Consider the following 22,178-nt stretch of genomic DNA (forward strand, 5'->3'; position numbering starts at 1 on the left):
GGGTGTTGCAAGCCTGACACTCAGAGGGAGGCCGGCCCCACAGCCGACCGAGAAACGCCCGAAAAAAAGGGGCGATCATTGATCGCCCCGAACGGTACATCGAGAGGTCCTTTCCTTAGCCTTACAAACTGATCTGCTTGCGCTCCTCATCCGTCAACCGCGCCCGCGCCTGTTCGCTCAGCGGCCCCGCGCCCAGCACCTGAACCGGGCTGTTGGGGTTGTAGGCAGAGTTTTTCTGCTGCGGTTCCGGTTCACGCGGCAACGGCTCGCTGCCCAGGCTCAATACTTCCACCGTCATGATCGAAGGCCGGCCCTGCTTGGCCGCCGCCTGCTGGCTGCGCGCCGCGTCTTCCGCCGCCTGCGATGCCGCTGCCCCCGCCGCGCTGGCCGAGCTCATGGCCCCCGTGTTGACCGTGGCCGACACCGGCACCCCGGACGACTTGCCCTGGCTCTGGATATTCGCCGCGTTCACCACGCGCAACGCGGCGATGTTGACGTTGCCGGATACGCGAATCCCCGCCTCCCCTGCGTCGATGGTGCCCAACGGTGCGATCAGGTCGATGTCCCCCGCCGGCACTTCCGGAATCGGGTTCAAGGTCGCGATCCCCGCGCCCGTGCTCGGCACCGACGGCGACAGGCCGACGTTGCCCCAGTTGTCATAGACACGCTTGGGCGGCGTATACACCACGGTGGTCTTGGACCCGCGACCGGCGTTGATGTCGCCCTCGCTGGTCCACCCCATGATCGAACCGCCGAAGGTGGTCATGATGCGGCTCTGGCCAAGCAGGATGCTGCCCATGGAGTACAGCTGGATATCACCGGCACCTTGGGTAATCACGCCCGCCGTCGACGGGGGCGCCTCGCCTTCGATGCCGAAGGTCTGGCGGCCGCCTGGGGTGAGCATCTGGATCGAACCACCAAAGTTGGTGTGCACGCCCGAGCCGCCGAACAGTGTGATGTCGCCTTTGTAGGTAATCGGGTTGCCGGCCACGTCCTTGTCCGGGAACAGCGCCGCAATAGCGGCGCGGCCACGCAGGTAGCTGCCTTGGCGCACGCTGCCGTCGGTGTTGTACTCGCGCCCTGCGGCCTTGAGTTCGGCAAAGTACAGGTCGCGGGCAAACACGCGTTGCTGCTCGGCGGGCAGCGCCGCGTAGTAGGCGCGTGCCTGCTCGGTATCGCCGACAAAACCGAAGCGCTCGGCGAGCCAGGTGACCAGCTCGTTTTCGTACGTCTTGGCGACCTTATTGCCTTGAATCGACTCGCCAGGCTGCGCCAGGTTGGCGGGGTTCAGGTACGCCTCGACGAAGCGCCGGTAATCCGGCCCATGGGGACCGACGCCCGCCTGCATGACGATGCTCGCCCCAGGACGGTTATCCCCGGCCAACAGGGGCCCGAGGCTGGTCACGCTGGACTCGCCCAACGCCCCGGAACCGGTCAGGAGGATATTGCGCCCCGCCGACAGTTCCAGCAGGCCGGGCCCGGCGACCTGGAAGTTGCTGTACAGAATGTCGCGGCCGGCGGACACCACGGAGATTTCGTTGAGGTTGTTGTGAAGGATCAGGTTGTCCTGGGTGCGTATGTCCACAACAGCAGTCGACTCCTGACCGAAGCGGCGACCACTGCTGACGATATCGCGTCCAGCCATCATCCAGACCGGTCCATTGCCCTCATACCAGGTCTGGCCTTCATGCAAGCTGCCCGCCGCTGCACTGAAGGCAATCACGCGGCCACTGCTGACGCCGACCAGATCCCCGTCTATCGCGTAAAAACGTGCGGGTTCAGCACTGCCACCGGGAGACAGCGTGGCCGTCCCCGGCCCGTACACAAACAACGGCTGGCTGCCCGAGTTACCGTTAACCGACAGGTTGCTGGCCTTCACCGTGTTACCGATGCGACCCTGATACGCCGGATGCCAAGGCGTTGCCAGAGTACTTTGCGCCGTCCCGGATTGGCTGACGGTCATGCCGCCGGCGTAGATCGAATCCTGGGCCAGGAACTGCAACTGGCCGTTTTCGCCGGGCGCCAACAGCAGTGGGTAACTGTAGTTGTCGTCGCCATTCACCTGCGTCTGCGCCGCTTTACCGTAATACAGACTGCCGCCGGCTGCCGTAGCCCTGACGATCGATGGATAGACCACCGCCAAATCGGCCGTCGCGTCGGATCGGCTGAAGGGCGTGAGGTTGCCGCCCAGGGAAAACAGGTCGATCGACGTACCCTTGGTCCACAGTGTGAACCAACTGGTACCGGTGCCCTGTTCAGCCCCTTGAGCGAAGGGGGACAGGTGGGAGAGTACGACTCGCCCCGGGTCTTCGACGTTCTGCACCACCAGGTCACCCAGGGTTTGCAGATTGAACGTAGCATCGCCCGGCACCAGGGTCATTCCGCCGCGAGCCGCCCCACGGGTCGCGACCAGTGGGTCGTAGGCACGGGTTTCGCCGGGGCTCTGGAAGTTGGCGCTACTGCCATACATCACGTCGACACTGCCCACGGTAGCACTGCGTAATTGCACGTCACCTCGCAGGTTGACCAGTACACCATCACGATGGTCAGCGGTGTCGGCAACGCTGGCCGGGTTCAGTGCCCCACCGATGCGCACGCGCAGGTCGCCGCCACCGGTCAGTTGCAGGCTGCCATCGCTGGCGACCCGGCCCGTGCTGCCCACAGCCAGCACCAAGCCCTGGCTATGCGGGTTAGCCTCGACATGACTGGTGCTGTAGCCCAGTGTGTTCAACACGCCGGCATCACCGCTGACGTTGACATCCACGTTCCCGCCGCCAAGGGCACCGAAGCCGGTAAAGCCGAGCATCTTGTCCGCCGCCGTCGTTGCGGTGTAGCTGCCGAAATTGATCCACCAGGCCGTCGGCTGAGCTTGCCCGCCCGTCGCCACATCGCTACTGCCCTGGCGCCATAACCAATTGCCGACGGCAGCGGAGTCCACCCCGGCATCCTTGGGGTTGGGGCGCGTGGGGCTCAACGCGGTGAGGCTGGTGATATGACCGGTCAGGTCCCCTCCGACATTCAGCGTCAGGTTGCCCCCTGCCTCCGGGTACCAGGCCCGATACAGGCTGGTCGGCGAGCCATTGACGAACTGTTCAAAGAAGCTGCCGGGGTCGCTCAGCACCGTTTTACTGGACGGGTCAGCGCCTGTCGGCGTCGCCTTGGGCAGGTTATAAGGGTCGCCGGCAAAGGTGCCGGTCGACGAGGTGCCGGCCGTGTAGACGCCGTACAACGAATCCATGCTCAGGCTGCCCGCACTCAACAATTCCAGGTCGCCGGTGCCAGTGCGGATGACGCTGAATCGCGTGCTGGAAGGGGTGGCGGCGTATTCCTTGTCCGCCTTCAACAGGCAGAACTCAGGCGCACTGCCACACACCTCAGCCACAGTCGGGTATTCAATGCTCTGGAAAAACGCATCGGTCATCTCGGTATTGACGACCACAGTGATGCCTTGACTTGCCAACTGATCAACAGCGTACTGGGTGAATACATAGGTGACCTTGGGCTTACAGTACTCCGGCGATGCGGCACAGAAGTCCTCGATTGAACCGAGCCCGAAGCCATCGAGTACCGCCTGATCAATCGGTTCGCCCTCCTTGACGACCACACCGGCAAAGCCCATATCAATGACTGCCTGGGCGGTCCAGGTTTGCACGCCTTTTGCCGGAATTTCCTTGGCAAACATGCCGTAGTGGTTATCCGCCAAGTGGATGTCACCACTGCGCGGGTGGGCTTGCAGGATACGGCTGTCAGCCGCCTCGGTGTCGGCGCCCGCCACCAGGCGCAACGACCACGATTGAGTGCCTTCGGCCAGCATCGGCGAGATCGCCCACACCTGGCCGGCGGCGCCGGAAACCCCGACGCGCAGTTGCACCGACGTCGCCCCGTTGGGCAGTTTCACATCGGTGCCTGCGGGGATCAGTCCGCCCTTCGGCAAGGCTTTGGTGCCGCTGAGCAAGACGATGTTATTGCTCAGCGTTGCGCCGTGCACGGTGGGCAGCGGCACGCCTTTGGGCCAGATCATGGCTTGCAGGCGCGTGCCCTCCGTCAACAACGTGCCGGCCCCCAGTTGTGTGCCCGCCACCAGGGTTTGCGCCTGGCTGAGCAAGGTGCCGGCGGCAAACAGCAGGTTACCGCCGGCATCGCGCACATCCGCCGACAACACGCTGCCGGCGGGCAGCACCAGGTCCTGGTCCAAGGTCGCGGCCACCGGCAAGCGCGTGTCGGCAGCCACTGTCAAGCCTTTGATCGGCAAGTCGTAGTTAAGCGTGGCGCCCGCCGGGAAGGCAGTGCCGTCGGCCAAGGTCACGCCATTGCCCGGCACCACGATAGTCCCACCACTGAAATCGACACCCGGCAACAGCACCCAGCCTTTGTCATCCTCGGACACTGGCGGCTTGGCGAAACCGTCGTTGATGCTGCCGTAGATATTCAGGTCGCCGCCGGCACGCAGGGTCAGGCTGCCGGACTCGCCGCTGCCATACACCGCGTTGTTCTTCTGGCTGTTGGGGTTGAGGCTGGCATAGCGGTAGCCGGACAGGTCCAGATCGCCTTGCACCACCAGGTCGCCGTCCGGGGTTTTGCTGACGATTTCCACGCCTGGGCGCAGGTGGAAGGCATCGGCATACGTGGCGTTGTTCAACCCGGCGAGTTTGTTTTGCAACAGATCGTTATTGAGCAGCGCGGCATTGATAAAAGCCTCGCTCAAGGCGTGCTTGCCATCCAGGTAGCCCTGGGTGATCTCCTGATACGGTCTGCCGCTGGCGGTCGGGTCGGTTTTCTCCGGGGCATCGTCGTAGGTGGCCATGCCGTTGAGGGTAATCGAGCGCGCGCCCTGGATAGTCAGGCGCCCGCTGGCATCGATATTGATGTCATTGCTGCTGCCGTCCGGGTTGAACAACCGTGGCGCGTTCAGCTCCAGGGTGCCGCGATTGCGCCCATCGTTGCCGGCCGTGCCGTCGGTGCCGTGGCGCAGGTCGATGCGCACGCCATCGGCCAGGATCAGTTGGCCGGTGCCGGAACCCAATACCACCATGGCGCGGTTCGGCGCGTCGATGATCTTGCCGTAACTGTCCACGCGCAGCTTGCTGCCATGGGCGTCGAGCACTGCCGTGCTGTCCAGGGTCAGGCCATTTTTGCCGGCCAGGTTGATGCTGCCGACCCGCTCACCGCTGGCGTCCACCAGGCCATTGACGCGCAGGCTGCCATTGTCCACCGACACGCTGATGGTGCCGGCCTTGAGCCCGTTGCCGATGGTCAGGTCACCCTGCTTGAGCTGGAAGCTGCGCGCGCCGAACACTTCGCCCTGGTTGAGGCGCTGGTTGAGGTCGGCGAACTGTTGGTCGAGGGCGCCGCTGCTGCCCAGGCGTTGCGCCTGGATTTCCACGGTGCCGGCCTGGTACGGCATTGAAGTGCCGCCGGCCAGGTAGCGGCCGCTGCTGCTGCCGAGGATTTTGCCTTGCAGGTCGACGATGCCCCCGGCCGCGTCTGTTGCCACGGCGCGCAGTTTGCCGGCCTGGTTGTTCTTCGCGGACAGGTCGATGGTCGAACCCGCCGCCTGCAGGATATTGCCGCTGCGGCTGTCCAACAGCACATCGCCGCCCCAACCGTATTGGGTCACGTCGTTGAAGGGAATGGCGCGACCGGCCACGTCGATCAACGCGTCATCGGTCAACACCACATCACCACGGGCGCTGAGGCTGACTTTGCCGCTGGGCAACACCACCGCACTGGCCAGCCGAATGCTGTCGCCCTGCAGGGACAGTTCGGCACCCTGGCCGCTGGCCGTGCCACGCGGGCCGGCGGACGCGCCGATGTCGATCGCACCGCCCGCCTTGATCACGTTCACCGAGCCGGCTTCACCGGTCATCAGTGGCGTGCGGATAGTCAGGTTGCCGCCGCTGTACTGAAAGCCGCTGATCGGGTCATAGGCGCCCTGGCTCTGGTACACCGACAGGCTGCCCTTATGGTTGGCCGTGATGCGCTCGCTGGCGTTCAGACTGACGTTGGCAAAGCCCAGCGCCAGGCGGTCGAAGCTTTTCACGTTGCTCGGCTGGCCAAAGGCGCCATAACCGAACTCGATCCGCTCGGCGTTGACCTCCAGGCGCCCGCTGCCGGTGCCCGCTCCCCCCGCCACCACCGCGCCCGGCGCCGTGATCGCGCCCAGCCAGATCAGGTTGGCGGTGTGGATCGTCGCCACGTCGTTGGCGCCACCGGCGCCGTACAGGGCCGGGGTGGACAGCATCAGGTTGCTCAGCAGCGATTTGCCGGTGAGCGGGTCATAGGTGTCGAGTACCGCATTGCCGTAGAAATTGAACCCGTCGCGGGCCGAGAGCTGCAGGGTTTCCAAGGCCGGTGCGCCGAACTGCGTATCGCCGCGCAGCAATTGATCAAGCAGCGCCTGGCTGAGCGTCAGCCCAGCCGGCAAGCGATTGGCCGCCGCCGCTGCGGCCAGGGCGTCCGCGCTGCCCAGGTTGATCGTGTTCACGCCCAGGTTCAAATGACGGGTGCCGTAACGCACCTGGTCGCCGAGCTGAAAGGTGCTGTCGGTCAGGGCCACGATGCTACCGTTGGAGTACAGCCCGGTCTGGCCACTGCACACACCACTGCTGCAGGCACCGATGTTGATGCCCTGACTGATCACACTGCCCACCTTGGGCGCACTGATCACATTGAGCAGGCCATTGGACACCGCCAGCATGTTGGCCACCTGGTAGATATAGCCGTCGCGGGCATCGTAGCTGGCATTACCGCGCCCCAGGGTATTGATGGAAGCACCCTGCTCCACGACGATCGAGCCGGTGTCACTCACCAGGAACACTTCCGGTGCAGCCAGGGTTGCGCCATTGCGCAAGATCACGTTGCTATTGGCGCGATTGACCCCGCCCGCCAGGGAAATGAAGTTCCCGGACTGGCCGTACGCCACAGCCGTCATCCCACCCACCATCAGCCGCGAAGCACCCAACGCATTCAGGCTATCGGCGTTAAAGGTGATGCCAGCGAACCCGGCGGTTGCTGCCTGCCCGGCGCCGACCACTTCGATCCCTTGCATACTCCGGTCGATCACGGCCACCGTGCCGCCATACCCTCCCGATGCGGCGCTAAAGCGCCCAATACCTTGGAACGAGAAGGCCTCGGCGCCGCCTCCCGGACGCAGGGCCAGCTTCAAGGTTTTCGCGTCGGCCTCCAGCATCGGCCGTGGCACACCCAACCTCGCCGCATCGGCCCTGGCGAACTGGGCGTAACTGGTTTCGTTGTATTGGGAGTAGCGCCGCAAGGTATCGGCCGAGGTCAGGATCAATTGGCTGGCTACGCTGTTGCTGATCCCGGTATGGGCGATCGACAGCTGCCCGGCAGTGGCCCACGAGCCGTTGCGCATCAAGGTGGTTGCGGTGCCGCTGCCCAATCCGGCCAGGCCATTGATCTCGACGCGGAACGCGCCTGGCATCAACGCGTAGGTCGACGGCATCAGCGTGTAGGTACCCGCCGGCAACCCCGGCACACCGGCGCCGATGGTGACTTGCTGGCCGACCAACGGCGTTACGGCCCCGCCCTCTGCTGCGACCGGCGCGGCGCCCGGCTGTATCCCCGGCACAATGGCATAGATCGGGTTGGTGGACAGTCCCGGCAGCACGAACCCGCCAGTGGCGCCAAATTGCACCAACGGGCTGTAGCGCGCATCCGTGGAACCACCGCGCCCGGACACAAAGCCGGCACCCAACAAATCGCCTCCGCCGGACAAGTCCAGGGTGGCGTCCGGCAACACGCTGATCGACTTGCCCCCCAGAATGACCCCGACACTCAGGTCAGTTTCACGTGGGGCCACACCTCCCTGACCGATAAATTTCACAGTCTTGCCGTTGTACTTATAGACCTGGCCGTCCAGCGTTCCGCCATAGGGCAGCACCAGGCCCTTGCCACTCACCGAGGTCAGGCTGCCAGGCAGCAGTTGCACCACGCTGCTGCCCATGCTGCCGATATCGATCAACCCCAGGGGTGCGCGCACCACGCCACCCTGGCGCACCGTCGCCGCGCCCAGTTGCAGCCGGCCAAACGCCGAATACGGGACAGGCGCATCGGCGTTGCCCACGCGGCCGATGGTCAGCGTACGCAACGGATCGAAATCCAGGTCAAGGGAAGTGGTGGTCGACTGCCCACGGTAACCGGCGATGACGCGAGCACTGACTTCAGTGGTCGGGTACAGCTGCGCGGCGCGCAAGGTCATATCGCCCTGGGTCAGCAACTGCGTGCTGACACCGGTAATGATGTCGTTCTCGGCCGCACCGGCGAGAAAACGCAGGTCGCCCTGGCTGGTCAGGTTGACCTGATCGAACCCGCGACGCTCAAGGCTGGCCTGGCTGTTGTCCGCCCTGAACAGGTGGCTACGGTTACCAAAGATGACATTGCCGCGTACCTCAATCAGGCTGCCGGATGCATTGAATTGTGCCTCGGTGGCCCGCTGGGACGGGGCCGGCAGCACCGGTATCGGTCGCACATACAAATCCTTGCCCGTCTCTTCAGGCGCGAGGAAACCCGCCAACAGCAGGTGCGGCGCCGCAAGGTTGATGCGCGAGTTCCCCGCTGCGTTATCGCTGAGGCCGTAGCCACGGCTGTACAGGCGCAGGCTCTGGCCCATGTTCAAGGTTACGTCGCCATCAAAGCTCAACAGGCCGTTGCTAAACAGCGCCAGGTTATCGAAACCGCCCGCACTGACTTGGTCAACGCCCAACCGAGCATGCCCGTACTCCAGGCTGGCGGCAGCGTCTTCAGCAGTGCCGGCCAGCGTCGTCGGCTGACTTGTCTGCCCCAGCACCAGTTCACGTACTTTGAGGACGCGGTCGGTGACGGACGCTTTCTGGTAATACGGGGTGTCCAACGCCAGGTTGAGACTGCCGCCTGCCGCACCGGCACCACCGGCCCTGGCGACAAAACTACCGTCCAGGTACAGGCCATTATTCGACGCCAGCGTAATACTGCCGCCATTGCTGGCCGCTTGCACGGCGCCCTGCCCCGGCACGTTTATGAGGGCTTGGGTGCCGGAGGCCTCCAGGCGCGCGCCGTTACGCACCACCACGAACAAGTCACTGGCCTTGGCCAGGCCAGTGTTCAAGTCGAAGGTGCCGCCAATATTGATGCTGCCGCCGTCACGCACCAAGCCATAGGTGCGCCCACGGTTGTCCACCGCCGTCGCCGCGCGTGCCGCGACGTCGATCACCGCCTGCTCGCCAACCCAGATTGAGCGGCCATGGCCGATGGCGTTCACCGCTTCCGAGGGAGCCGTCGTCAAGCCGCCCAGGCCCACACTGCCGCCCCAGGCATTGAGCGTGCCGTCCATCGTCAATTGCCCGACGCTGCGCAGGTTGATCGCTTGGCCGGGATCCACGTTGATCACTGCGCCCTGACCCACGGTGAGCGCCGTGGTCGCCAGTTGCGCGGCGGTGGCATTGACATGGCCGGCGGTAAGGCTCAAGCCCGCGCCCCGGCGTTGGGTCAGCACGCCTTTGGCAGCGTCTTCCTGATACAACGGCGGCGTCCAGCGCTCCAGTACGCTGGCAGGATCGCTACCGGTGGGCGTACCCGAGGCTTGGGCACCTAACCGGTAAACCGGCAGGCTGACGTCCACCTGAGTACCGTCCGTGACGATCAGCCCTTCATTGCCGGTGATGTCGTAGGCCGAGAAGCCCTTTTTGAAGAAATCACCCGCCAGTTTCAGGGTGTCGCTGCCAAGCGCATTGGCACTTTCACCGATCTGCACCTTATGCGCCTGCAACGCCAGGGTGCCGCCGCCGTTGACGCCATAGCCGCGAATATCACCCTCCAGGGCCAGGGCACCGAGCGCGCCCAGGGTTACGTTCCCGCCCTTGCCGCCAGTGAGCTTGCCATCCACGCCAAGGGTGGCCCCGGAAGACGTATCCACGACACTGCCGGCGGCCAGGTTCACGTTGCTGGAACTGCGCACCGACACCTTGCCACCGTTCACGTACGCCACACCCGCGCTGGAAGTCGGGTCCAGCGCCAGGTTGTTCCAGCGGCCGCTGGTGTCCAGCTTGACGCCGGCGGCGACGTTCACACTCGAACCACCGGCCAGGATCGTATCCGCCACCTCACCGGCCTTGAGCCGATCGACCTGGCTGAGAATGTTGCCGGCGTTGATACTGCCGCCGTGGGCCGTGAGGTTGGCATTAATCTGCACACCCGACCCGAACACGGTGATATCGCCACCGTCCGCCACACTGAGCGCGCCATTGACGGTCACCTGTTGCTTGGCAGCGACCTTGACCGCGCCCAACTGGTAGCCATTGAGCTGATCGCTGTCTAGCAGGATCTTGCCCTGGCGATCAAGCGGCAGCACGCTGCCGAGGTCCAGGCCGTCGGCGATTGCCTGGGTGTTGCTGTCGATCAGCACTTGGTCGGAGGTACCACTGAGGGCATAACGCAGCGTGCCGGTGGTTTTGTTGTAGATCGGAATGTATTGGCCAATGATCAGTTGCGCACGCTGGGCCCTGGCTTTCTGGGATTGCTGGTAACCGTCGAGGTTGATGTTCGGTGCCTGGGTCTGGCGATCCCCCTGGAACACGTCACTGATCACCTGGCCTTCCAGCACTGCGCTGGCGGTGCCGATAACCAGCTTGCCGGCATCGCGGCCCACGGTGTAACCGGCTTCGTAGCGACGCTGGGGAGCGATCAGCGGGTTGTAGTAATACTCGGTCTGGCCCCAGCGCGCGCTGTTGTCTTCATAGCCCTTGTAGAACCCGGAATAGAGAATGTCCCCCGGCGCTTTCGACAATTCATACAAGCGGCCATTCGGGCCCTTGAGCCAGGTCTGCTGAATGTAACCGGCCTGCACATCCACGGTACCGCCCGACAGGTTGATCTGCGCGCCCTGTTGGGTCACCACCTCCTTGCCGGTAAAGGTCACAGTGCCGCCTTGGGCCATCCACTCGCCCACCGTGTGGCCCTGGGTGCCCAGGTAGCCGCCTACTTCCAGCAAGCCGCCGGCGGTGTACCAACGGTCGGTGGCGTAGCCGTTGGTGCCGGCCGGTACAAACACCAACTCGCGCAGGTCGACCCACACGTCATTGTTGATCAGTTGCCCGCCGTCGCGGTTGACCGGCGCATCGCGCTGCTCGTTGCCCTGTACGTTGATCTTGATGTTGTTGGCTTCCATCGCCACCTTGACGCCGATGGCACCCGACACATCGATCATCGCGCCATCGCGCACCAGGCTGCGCTGCCCGGCGCTGACCGCGACCTGGCCGCCGGTGGCCAACGTGATCGAGCCCTTTTGGAAGTCCACAGTGCCGCCGCTGACAATCTCGATACGCGACTGGTCGGTGCGGTCAACCACCGCACTGAGGTTGTTGAACTGCCCGGTGATCAGGTTGGCGGGCGTGCCGTCGAGCTTGATCAGGCCATTGTCTTTCTGGCTGTTGAGGGCCGTGCTGCCACTGGCGTCGAGCAGGATCGCGGTGGTGCTGCCCTCACCCAGGGTCACGCTGCCGCTGGTGTCGCTGGCGGCGTTGAGCAAGTGAATCGTGCCGCGTGTATCCACCGAGGTGCTGGCCAGGGCCACGCCATTTTGCTGCACCTGATGGCCGGTCAGGGTGATGTCGCCAGTGGAGGCCATGATCAGGCCGCTGTGGGTGACTTTGCCAGAGGTGCTGCCAGCCTTGAGGCTGGTCGCCACTTCATTGCCACGGGTGGTGGAACGGTCGTTGCCCGCCGTGCCGACGCCTTTGCGAATGTAAAAGCTGTCGCCAGCCGCCAGGGTGGTCTGGCCCTTGGCAGTGATGATGGTCCCGGCGTTTTCCACCTCGCTGCCCAGCAACAAGGCATAGCCGCCTGAGTCCGTGGAGGTCGCGGCAGTGTGCGTCTGGATCAGCGCGCCGCGCTGTACTTCCACCTTGCCCGCCGCATCGGTGAACGTGGGTTGGGTGCCATTGGTGTCGACATACAGGCCGCGCTGGGTGAACTGGTCATCCGTGATGGTCGCGGCGGCCGCCACCAGGTTACGCACATTGACCTGGCTGGTGCCGCTGAAGATCACACCGTTACGGTTCATGATCATCACGGTGCCGGGGCCGTTGATCTGGCCCTGAATTTCGCTGGGGCGCGCATTGGGGTCATTGACGCGGTTGAGCACGGCCCAGTTGGACTGCTGCTGAAAATCGACAGTGGTATTGCGCCCGACGTTGAAGGTTTCCCAGTTGAGGATCGCCTTGTCAGCGGTCTGCTCGATGGTCACCGTGGTCTTGCCGCCGGATTGGCTCTGGGTGGGCCCCTTGGCGTTGGTCCAGCCCTGGGTCAGGCTGTTATCGACCTGCAGGCCGCCCTTGCCCAAGCCATCGGGGATATTCGAGACCTGGCCGAACGCCGCCTGGCGCCCCGCCGCTTGCGCCGCCTGCTGGGCCGCAATCGCCGCGACACTGGTGTTCAATGTGCTGATGGAACGCGCCAACTGCTGCTTGACCTGCGCCTGCTGGTTCAGCGAAGGAATCCCCGGGACTTGGCCGGCACCGGTGCGCGCTGCCGTGCTTGCCTGAGACGCGCCCTTGTCGGCAAACCAGCCGGAACTGAACGCCGTGGCCGCCTGGGCATTACCGGCCACCATCAACAAGGCAATGGCCTGGGCCAAAGGCTTGAGGCGCAGGACTGTCACGGGGGCTTTGACGTTAACCGGTGATTTGCAGCGAACCATCTGGAATCTTCCTTCTTTGTTATCGCACTGGGGCCAAGACAGGCTCACGTATGAGGGTTAGGCGGTTGGCGAGGCGCGGGACTGAACTTCTGTCATGGAAAGTTCACGCAGGGCTGTTAACGAAAATAAATCAGCAACGGCACAGGCCGTTGCTGATCGGTGTTGCGGGTCGTTGAAGCGTGGGTTACAGCGGACGACCGATGGCGTTGCAGACGCTGGTGTTGCCGATGCCTTGAGCGTTGGAAGCGGTGGCGAAGGTGTCACGCACGGCTTTTTTCCAGTTGGCTGGCAGCGGTACGAAGCGGTTGTTGCTGATCGCGGTGTCGTTGTTACCGAAAGCACCGTAGTGACGGGCGAAGAAGCCGCGCACTTGGGTGGTCTGGGTGGCGTCGGCGTAGCACTGGCTGAAGATCAGGTTAGTGAAGCCCAGGATCGGGTAGCCGCTGGATGGGTAAGCGAAGGTGGCTGGGCCGCTTGCAGTGGCAGCAAACACCGGTACCCAGTTGTCCGGGTTGGTAGCGTCGATGAACGAGCCATCCGCGCGGGCTTCGGTTGGCGCTGGAATCAGGCCAATCGCAGTCGACACGTTGGCAGGCGCAGGGGAAACACCGCCAACCTTGGCCACTTTGGTAGCGTCATCCAGACCGGCCAGGGTGGTCGCCGCGTAATCCGGGCTCATGTAGGTGATACGGCCTTCTACGGCGTTCAGTGCATCCATCACGCCCTGGCTGCCAGTGGCGGCCACAGCCGTCGATGGCAGACCACCGCCGTAGCTGGAGGAGAAAGTGGTAGTCACTGCGAAAGGCAAGGCTTCGGTGCATTTGGCATTCAGGAAGCGCGTGAACAGCTCAGTGGTGCCGCTGGACTCGCTGCGATACACCAGGGCAATCGGGCCAGTGCGGCCAGAGTTGGTGATCTCGTTCCAGGTGGTCAAACGACCGGAGAACACGCCACACAGTTGGTTAACGCTCAGGTTGACGGCGTTGGTGCCGGCCTTGTTGAACGGAATGGCAACCGAAGTGGCCACCGAAGGCACCTGGATCAGCTTGCCCCAGGTAGGTTGCTTGGTGGAAGCATAGGTCGACAGTTCAGTCGCGCTCAGCTTCGAATCGCTACCCGCCCAGTGCACGTTCTTGTTAGTCACGCCAGCCACGAACTTGGTGTAGTCATTGTTCAGGAAAGCCGACTTGCCGTTGCCGCTGCCCACGCCGATGTACGGAGCGAAGCCAGTGGTGAGTACGCCAGCGGTTTGATACAGCGGCTGTGGCAGAGTTGCGCCGCCGCCGTTGATGTCAGCGAATGCAGCCTGTGCAGAGCACAGTGCAGCGAGGGTCATGGATACCGCGAGAACGTTGCGCTTAAACATGAAGAAGCTCCTTTCGTCGTGTTTGTACGTTGGGGTAGATGGCTCTTGCATGACGCCATGGCTTCGGTCCCAACCTATGTTTCGGGGGTGGCCGGGGGTGAAAACCATGGAGAGAAAGTCGCAGTTTCCGATGACAGCTGTGGGAAAAAACCTCGGGAGGAACGCCTTGATTTTAAAAAGATTCTCGGGTGTTTTGGTCATGGTTTCGAGCGGTTTCGGGGCAGGTGACAGCGAGGTTTCAGTGCGGGGTTGCTGGAGGCGGTGTGGCGTGTGTCGAGGGGGGTGGGATGTGACGGAATGAGGAACCCGAGGTTGGGCGTGGCGGCCAGGATGTCGGCAAACCAACTGAATGGGCGCAGTTCATTTGCTTCGGGTTTCGTCAGTCAGGTGACCAGCTGGTTGATCTCGATGATCGGCAACAGGACCGCCATGACGATCACCAGCACCACGGCGCCCATCACCACGATCATCAGCGGTTCCAGCAGCGCGGTCATGCCCATGGCGCGGCGTTCGATATCCCGCGACAGGGTCTGCGCCGCGCGCTCGAGCATCGGCGGCAGCGAGCCGGTTTTTTCGCCGCTGGCGATCAGGTGGATCAGCACCGGCGGGAACACCTTTTCCACCGCCAGCGCCGGGGCCAGGTTGACGCCTTCGCGCACTTTGGCGGTGGCGTCGTTGACGCACTGGCTCAAGCGGTCATTGGACAGGGTCTGCCGCGCCGCCTCCAAGGCCCGTAGCAACGGCACGCCGGCACCGCCGAGAATGGCCAGGGTCGAGGCAAACCGCGCGGTGTTCAGGCCCAGCACAAAGCGCCCGATCAGCGGCAGGCGCAAGACGCGGCTATGCCAATTCAAACGCGCCACCGGGTTGCGTAAATACAGGCGCCAACTCCAGAAACCGCCGACGATCCCGGCGAAACACAGCCAACCCCAGGCACGGATAAAGTCACTGGCGTTGAGCATCGCCAGGGTCAGCCCCGGCAGGTCCTGGCGCGCCTGGGAAAACGCGCTGACCACCTGGGGCACCACGTAGCTCAGCAAAAAAATCACGATGCCAATCGACACCAACCCCACCACGCCTGGGTAGATGAACGCAGTGAGGATCTTGCCGCGCAGGTTGTTGCGCTCCTCGATGTAGTCGGCGAGGCGCTCCATCACCTGGGCCAGGTCGCCGGACTCCTCCCCCGCCGCGATCAGCGCGCGGTAAATCGAAGGAAAATCCCGTGGCCGCGCCGCCAACGCCTCCGCCAGGCGCATGCCGCCACGCACATCGGCGCGCACACCCGCGAGGGTCTGGGCGATGTGTTTTTTCTCGGCCTGCTCCACCGTGGCGCTCAACGCCGCCTCCAACGGTAGACTGGCGCCCAGCAGGCTCGCCAGTTGCCGCGTGGCCCAGGCCAAATCATTGTCTGAGAGTTTGGCAGTGAACAGGCTGCTGCCCACCGCTGCTGGTTGACCACCTTCGATCTGCACCCGCAACGCGGTCAAACCGCGGCTGCGCAAATTGGCAAAGGCCGCACTCTGGCTGTCGGCCTCCACATGCCCGGCCTCGACTTTGCCGCTGGCATCGGCGGCCTCGTAGCGATAGCGATTCATCAGGCGTCCCGTGTCACGCGCAGGATTTCTTCGGGCGCGGTGGCGCCGCTGCGCACCCAACGTTCGCCGTCTTCACGCATGCTGAACATCCCGGCACGGCGCGCGGCCAGGCGCAGGTCCTGTTCGTTGGCGCCCTGGTGGATCAGGCTGCGCACATCGTCATCGACGCAAAACAATTCATGGATACCGGTACGGCCGCTGTAGCCGATCTGGTTGCACTGTGCGCAGCCCACCGGACGCCACGTGCCGGGCGCAGCCGGGTCTTCCTGCTTGCAATGCGGGCACAGACGGCGCACCAGTCGCTGGGCCAAAACGCCCAACAAGGACGACGCCAACAAGAACGGCTCCACGCCCATGTCGATTAAGCGATTGACCGCCGACACCGCGTCGTTGGTGTGCAAGGTGGCGAGCACCAAGTGGCCGGTGAGCGAAGCCTGCACGGCGATTTGCGCAGTCTCCAAGTCACGGATTTCGCCGATCATGATGATGTCCGGGTCCTGACGCAGAATCGCGCGCAAGGCCAGGCCAAAGGTCATGTCGATCTTGGCGTTAACCTGGATCTGGCTGATGCCCGGCAAGTCATATTCCACCGGATCCTCCACGGTCAGGATATTGCTCGTACTCGCATCCAGCCGCGCCAGCGCAGCGTACAGGCTGGTGGTCTTGCCGCTGCCGGTGGGCCCGGTGACCAGCACGATGCCGTGGGGCTGACGGATCAACGTGTCCAGGCGGGCGAGCAATTGTGGCTCCATGCCCAGGGTTTCCAACTGCAAACGCCCGGCCTGTTTGTCCAACAGCCGCATCACCACGCGCTCGCCATGCCCGGTGGGCACCGTCGACACCCGAATATCAATCGGCCGCCCCGCTACACGCAGCGCGATGCGGCCATCCTGGGGCAGGCGTTTCTCGGCGATATCGAGCTGAGCCATGATCTTGATCCGCGATACCAGCGCGCCATGCAACGCCTTGCGTGGCGACACCACATCACGCAGGGTGCCGTCGACGCGGTAGCGCACCACGGAATGGGTCTCATAGGGTTCGATATGAATATCGCTGGCCTCGTCGCGCGCGGCCTGGGTGAGCAAGGCGTTGATCATGCGGATAACTGGGGCGCCGTCCTGGGTGTCGAGCAGGTCGGTGATTTCGGGCATGTCTTGCATCAGGCGGTCGAGGTCGACCTCGTTTTCGGCGGCACCCACCACGGCGGCGGCGCTGCCGGTGTCGGCATAGGCACTGGTGAGCAGGCCGTAGAGTTCGTCGTCGCGCACCTGTTGGAGATGGGCCTGGCCGAACTGGCGGTGGACTTCGCTGATGGACCAGCCGGGGGTTGAGGGGCACACCGTCAGTAGCATGCCTTGCTCGCCGGGGCGCAGTAGGATGCGTTGGGATTTGGCCCAGGCGTAAGGGAGCAGGCTCATTGGGGTAGCCCCTTTTTTGCGTGTACATATCCATTATTTGGGTAACGGCTGATTAGGGTTCCGCCCTTACGGCGGCTCACTTTGGAAAAGCCCCAAAGTAAGCAAAGGGCTCTTACCCCAACACTCGGCACCTCGCCTAGGCTCGGTGTGCCCGTAATCCGACAGGACGCCGGGTTAGCCGCGCTGGGCCAAGGATGGCCCATCGCGGCGGCCCACGCTCCAAAGCCGGAGTGAGGGCATGCCGAGCCTAGGCGAGGCACCGAGTGGTGGGGCGAAGACCTTTTGGTTACTTTTGGGGCGTTTGCCAAAAGTGACCCGCTGTAAGAGCGGAACCCTAAGCGGCCGTGACCGCAGCAACGGATATGTACACTCACTTAGGCACCGCCCTGATCACCGCCCTAGGCCCCTGCTGCTGCATCCCAGGAATCGCCTTCTCCACCGAAGGCAACTGCGGCGCCTGCACATCCGGCATCGCCCAGCTACGCTCCGGCTGTACCCCCCCCTGCGCCCGGCGCATAAACTCATACCGGTTCAACGTAATACTGCGCCCCGCCCCACTGTCCCGAATAATGTAAGGTCGTAAAAACACCATCAGGTTGGTCTTGTTCACACTGCGTTTCTCATTGCGAAACAACGCCCCCAACCCCGGAATATCCGACAACCACGGCACCGCATCATTACTCTGGCTATACCCATCCTGCAGCAACCCACCGAGCACCATGATCTGCCCGTCATCCAACAAAATACTGGTATCGATCGCGCGTTTATTGGTCACCGTCCCCGCCGTCACGGAAGCCCGCTCATCCACGGTGCTGACTTCCTGGTAAATATCCAGTTTCACCGTGCCGCCCTCGGAAATCTGCGGCCGTACATTCAACTTGAGCCCCACCTCTTCACGCTGCACGGTCTGGAACGGGTTGTTGCTGGTGCCCCCGCCCCCGGTCACATAACTGCCGGTGACAAACGGAATCGTCTGCCCCACAAAAATGCTCGCCGCCTCGTTGTCCAGGGTCAGCAGGTTCGGCGTGGACAGCACGTTGGTGCCGCCCTTGCTCTTCAATGCACGGGCCAACACCTTGAGGTCGAGCACCTTGCCAATGCCGGGAATATCCACGGTGCCGTTGACCAACCCCACGTTCAGCCCCTTGGGCAATACGTCGATGCTGGTCTTGCTGGTAGGCGTACTGTTCACACCACTGCCGCCCAGGTTGACCCCGCCAAACCCACCCTTGCCACCGAGGTTGCCGGCCTGCCACTGCACGCCAAACTCAGTCGCATCGTCCTCGCCGACTTCCACGATCAGGCTTTCGATCACCACCTGGGCGCGGCGCTGGTCGAGCATGTCGATCACTTCGCGCAGGTTGCGGTACAGCGGGTCCGGCGCGGAAATCAACAAGGTGTTGGTGGTGGCGTCTGCCTGAATGGTCACGCCGCCAGCGCTGAACGCGGTGTCCTGATCATTGGGGGTGCCGCTGGTGCCAGTGCTGCTGGTCGAACCGGTGGACTGGCCATAACCCGACTGCACACCGCTGCCCGTAGGCGTGCCACTGCTGTTTTGCGCATTGCTCGTGCCTTGGCTGTTTTTGCCATTGCCGCCCATGGCGCTGAGCTTGCCACGGGCATCGTCGCTGACGCCGGAATCGCTTTCACCGGTCAGCAACCCGCGCAGCGACTGCGCCAGCTTGCCCGCCTGGGCGTTGCGTAAATACACCACGTGCATGTTGCTCGGGTTGCTCTGGGCGTTGTCGAGTTTGTAGATAAGGTTGCGCGCCAGCTCCGTGCGCTCCGGGCTGCCGGAACGGATGATGATCGAGTTGGAACGCGGGTCGCCGATCACGTTGATCTTCTGGGTCTGGTCGGCGCCCTGGGTTTCCAGCAGCTCGGCGACCATCGCGGCGATGTCCACAGCGATGCCGTTCTGCACCCTCACCACGTCGGTGTCGATGGCGCTGGGGGTGTCGATGCCGTTGATGATCTGCGCGACACGCGCGAGGTTTTCCGCGTAGTCGGTGATGACGATGCTGTTGTTGCCTGGGTAGGCATTGATCGGGTTGTTCGGCGACACGATGGGGCGCAGCACCGGGATCAGGTTCACCGCGTTTTCATATTGCAGGCGAAAGGTGCGGGTTTGCATGCCGCTGCTGCCGGCCGTGTAGATCGGCCCGCCGAGCAACTTGGCATCGGCCTCGGGCACCACCTGGGCGACGCCGCCCACATCGACCACGCTGAAGCCCTGCATGCGCAGCGCCGCCAATAGCATGTCGTAGGCCTGATGCGCCGGCACCTGGCCTTCGCTGACCAGGGTGAGGTTGCCTTTCACGCGCGGGTCCACCAGAAATTGCTGGCCGGTGGCGCGGGACAGCGCGCGCACTACCGCCTGGATATCGGCGTCGACAAAATTGAGCTGCACCGGCTGGTCGCCCAGTGGGTTGCGTGCCTTGACCACCGCCGGGGCGTGGCTGCGGGCGCTGTTGGTAACCCGGTGCTGGACGGGCGGTTGGGGGGCGGGTTCACGTTGGCGATCCAACACCGTCTCACCGCTGCGGCGGGTGTCGGCCAAGGGTTGGCCAAGTTCACTGTCCACCAGCAACGGCGTGGTTGACTGACTGCTGCACGCACTCAGGGCCAGCACCAGCAGCGGCGCGACCATGCGAAAAGGGGGGACTGACCACTTCATGAAGCTTCCTTAGCGCCAAGCGCCTGATCCATGCGAACGGTCCCGGACACAGTGCCGGCCGAGTTATCGACGGGGTCGAGGGCGCGCTGCAAACGCGCCTCGGACACCTCCAGAGAAAACGAACGGGCATTGCCCAGCAGCCAGCCCACCACCGCATCGGCCGGGGCGTTGTCGAAGGTAAGGCGCCAGCCGCCGGGGGCCAGCGCCTGCAACTGGTAATGGCCTTGCAGGCCGGCGCTATCGAGGGCTTGGCGCAACGCGGTTTCATCGCCCTGGCGAGGCGCAGCGACGTCCTGCAACAACACCTGCAAGGCCGCGGCCTGAGCACGTAACTTAGGCGTTTCGGCCTGCCAGTAGTCGATCTTCTTCAACGCGGGCTGCACCAGCACGAGCCAGGTCAGCAGGCTCGCCAGGACCAGGCCGGCGCCGCCGAGCATGCGTTTTTCGCGCAGGGCCAGGCCGCGCCAGAACACCTGGGCCTGGCTGCGCAGTCGCTGCACTTTATTCATCGCCGGCACCTGGCTTTTCCGCTGCCGGCGCCGGGCCAATGGTCCAGGCATGGTCATCGCGGGTGGCTATGAAGCCGGCCTGGGCCAACGCCGCCTGCCATTCACCCTCAGCCGTCGGGTTACGACTGTCGGCGAGCAATTCCACGTGCAAGCGGCCTTGTTCAAAGGTCAGGTTGTCGACGCTGCCGACCATGAACGGCAAGCTGCTGCCCGCCAATTGCAGGAGGCTGGTGAAGCGTTGCTCTGGGTCTGCGGCCGCGCCGGTCTGGCGCGCCGCCAATTGCTGACGGGCCTGCTGCAAAGGGTTGAGCACCACCGGCAATTCGGGAAATGCCTGGCGCACCTGCTGGCTCATCAAGGCCTTGAGTCGCTGACCTTCATGCACTTGGCGCGCGGCGTACAGGTTGAGCCCGACGGTCCAGATGGCCGTCGCCAGCGCCACACATGCCAGCGCCCTGCCCCATCCGGCCGTCGAGGGTTGGCGCAGGCGACCGTGCAACCCCCATGTGGGCACTGGCCCACTCCAACGTTGCTGCGCATCCACCAGCCGCACGTCCAGCGTCTGCAAACCCAATGGGTGCACTGCGCCTTGTTGCAGGCTGTCACGCGTCAACAGATAGCCTTCGTCCAACGCCGCAGTGCCCACCGGCAAGGCATAGGGCGCCGGGTACACGCCGCGCAGCTTGAGTTGCACCTGCGCCAGCCGCTCCAGCGCGGCCTTGGACACCCAAGCCATCTGCACGCGCCCATCGCTTTCACGCGGGCCGTGGGCCACCTGCATCTGTTCCACCGGGCCCAGGATCAATGCCTGCGCGGCGCAGGCTACGGCGTCCGCCGTTTTCGCGGCCGGCAGCGGTGGCAGCTCCAGGCTGGTGAGCAAGCTGTCGCGCGGGTGCAGGAAACACTCCACTGCCTGGCGGGCCTTGCCCAACTGCGCCAAGCTTGCGTAGCCCTCTTCAACGACCACGCCACGGTCCAGCCAGGCAAATTTCACCTGGCTCTCAAGGGTCAGCTTATCCAGCGGCGGCAAGCCAATGCGCAAGCGTTTCATACACCCACCCGCGACCAGATCACGCGGGGCTCGCGGTCTTCGGGCCGATGCAACAACGCATCAATCGTCACCCGCCGCTGCTCACGGCGCGCCTGGCCCTGCAAGCGGAACCACTCACTGGTAATGCCCACCTGCACCGAATCCACCTCGATTTGGGGCAAGCGCAGGCGGTTGACGAAATCCCCGCGGTTGATAAACCACTGCCCGCTGTCACGCTCGGCCACCAGCCCATGGGCCTGGGACAGGCTAAGCTGTGGCACCACCGCGCTGAGCACTTCGGCGCTGGCGGTATTGCCGTTGACCCAGGTAGGGCCCGGCAACACGCTGATGTACGCCTGCATGCGCTGCAACACGTTAGGGTCGAGACCTTCGATCGCGCTCAAGTCATCCAGGCTGCGCAGCATCGGGTATTGGGTGGGGGGTACATAAGAGGCGATCACCCGCTGGCTGATGCGCCGGCTCACCGCCGGGTCGACGCCGATCAGGCGACACAGCCGCTCGAAGCTCTGCAACTGCTCGGTGTCCACCTGCTGGCGATTGACCAGGTTGCGCAGGTTGAACTTGCCCTGCTCGTCCACGATCCGCCCCTCAAACACGCCACTTTGGGCACGGGCCCAGAGTTGATCGAGGCGGGTCAGCACGTCTTTTTGGCGCGCGTCCCAGAGCATCTGCCGGCTGCGCTCAAGGCCACCCTGCAACAGCCACTGGCCCTGGATGCGCAACTGCTCGGCTTCCAGGCGACGGGTGAACACGGTCTGGCGCGTGAGCATGGCGCCAGCCAGTACAGCCACCACCGCAGCGATCAGCAATGCGCTGATAATCGCCATGCCGCGCTGCTTCGCCGCTGGGGGCGAATACCGTTTCATGG

Annotated in this window: 8 protein-coding genes; all 8 read right to left on the reverse strand. The window is 64.0% G+C overall.

Annotated elements, in window-relative coordinates:
- Window positions 1–121 precede the first annotated feature (121 nt).
- Window positions 122–12,694 (reverse strand): filamentous hemagglutinin family protein, encoded by a 12,573-nt coding sequence (locus AACY30_RS16770; RefSeq protein ID WP_339540757.1) that lies wholly within the window; start codon window positions 12,692–12,694, stop codon window positions 122–124.
- 184 nt (window positions 12,695–12,878) lie between these two features.
- On the reverse strand, window positions 12,879–14,060 hold the full coding sequence (locus tag AACY30_RS16775; RefSeq protein WP_339419770.1) for a substrate-binding domain-containing protein: 1,182 nt from the start codon (window positions 14,058–14,060) through the stop codon (window positions 12,879–12,881).
- A gap of 383 nt (window positions 14,061–14,443) precedes the next feature.
- Complete coding sequence (gspF, locus tag AACY30_RS16780; protein ID WP_339468722.1) at window positions 14,444–15,655, reverse strand: type II secretion system inner membrane protein GspF; 1,212 nt, start codon at window positions 15,653–15,655, stop codon at window positions 14,444–14,446.
- On the reverse strand, window positions 15,655–17,073 hold the full coding sequence (gspE, locus tag AACY30_RS16785) for a type II secretion system ATPase GspE (RefSeq protein ID WP_339540758.1): 1,419 nt from the start codon (window positions 17,071–17,073) through the stop codon (window positions 15,655–15,657). Before gspE ends, gspF begins: the two co-directional genes overlap by 1 nt.
- 370 nt (window positions 17,074–17,443) lie before the next feature.
- Window positions 17,444–19,750: a type II secretion system secretin GspD gene (gene gspD, locus AACY30_RS16790; RefSeq protein ID WP_339540759.1), complete on the reverse strand. Its 2,307-nt coding sequence runs from the start codon at window positions 19,748–19,750 to the stop codon at window positions 17,444–17,446.
- Complete coding sequence (gspM, locus tag AACY30_RS16795; RefSeq protein ID WP_339468724.1) at window positions 19,747–20,259, reverse strand: type II secretion system protein GspM; 513 nt, start codon at window positions 20,257–20,259, stop codon at window positions 19,747–19,749. The genes gspD and gspM overlap by 4 nt, the downstream gene beginning before the upstream one ends.
- Window positions 20,252–21,310 (reverse strand): type II secretion system protein GspL, encoded by a 1,059-nt coding sequence (gspL, locus tag AACY30_RS16800; protein ID WP_339540760.1) that lies wholly within the window; start codon window positions 21,308–21,310, stop codon window positions 20,252–20,254. Before gspL ends, gspM begins: the two co-directional genes overlap by 8 nt.
- Window positions 21,307–22,176 carry a type II secretion system minor pseudopilin GspK gene (gene gspK / locus AACY30_RS16805; protein WP_339540761.1) on the reverse strand — a complete coding sequence of 290 codons (870 nt, stop codon included), beginning with the start codon at window positions 22,174–22,176 and terminating at the stop codon, window positions 21,307–21,309. The genes gspL and gspK overlap by 4 nt, the downstream gene beginning before the upstream one ends.
- Window positions 22,177–22,178 lie beyond the last annotated feature (2 nt).

The organism is Pseudomonas sp. RA_5y_Pfl1_P24, assembly GCF_963970945.1.
In the GTDB taxonomy this organism is placed as follows: Bacteria; Pseudomonadota; Gammaproteobacteria; order Pseudomonadales; family Pseudomonadaceae; genus Aquipseudomonas; species Aquipseudomonas tritici.

Coding starts and splice junctions, on each gene's coding strand:
- gspF (WP_339468722.1), bottom strand. CDS start 15,655: ATGAATCGCTATCGCTACGAGGCCGCCGATGCCAGCGGCAAAGTCGAG.
- gspL (WP_339540760.1), bottom strand. CDS start 21,310: ATGAAACGCTTGCGCATTGGCTTGCCGCCGCTGGATAAGCTGACCCTT.
- gspE (WP_339540758.1), bottom strand. CDS start 17,073: ATGAGCCTGCTCCCTTACGCCTGGGCCAAATCCCAACGCATCCTACTG.
- AACY30_RS16775 (WP_339419770.1), bottom strand. CDS start 14,060: ATGTTTAAGCGCAACGTTCTCGCGGTATCCATGACCCTCGCTGCACTG.
- gspD (WP_339540759.1), bottom strand. CDS start 19,750: ATGAAGTGGTCAGTCCCCCCTTTTCGCATGGTCGCGCCGCTGCTGGTG.
- gspM (WP_339468724.1), bottom strand. CDS start 20,259: ATGAATAAAGTGCAGCGACTGCGCAGCCAGGCCCAGGTGTTCTGGCGC.
- AACY30_RS16770 (WP_339540757.1), bottom strand. CDS start 12,694: ATGGTTCGCTGCAAATCACCGGTTAACGTCAAAGCCCCCGTGACAGTC.
- gspK (WP_339540761.1), bottom strand. CDS start 22,176: ATGAAACGGTATTCGCCCCCAGCGGCGAAGCAGCGCGGCATGGCGATT.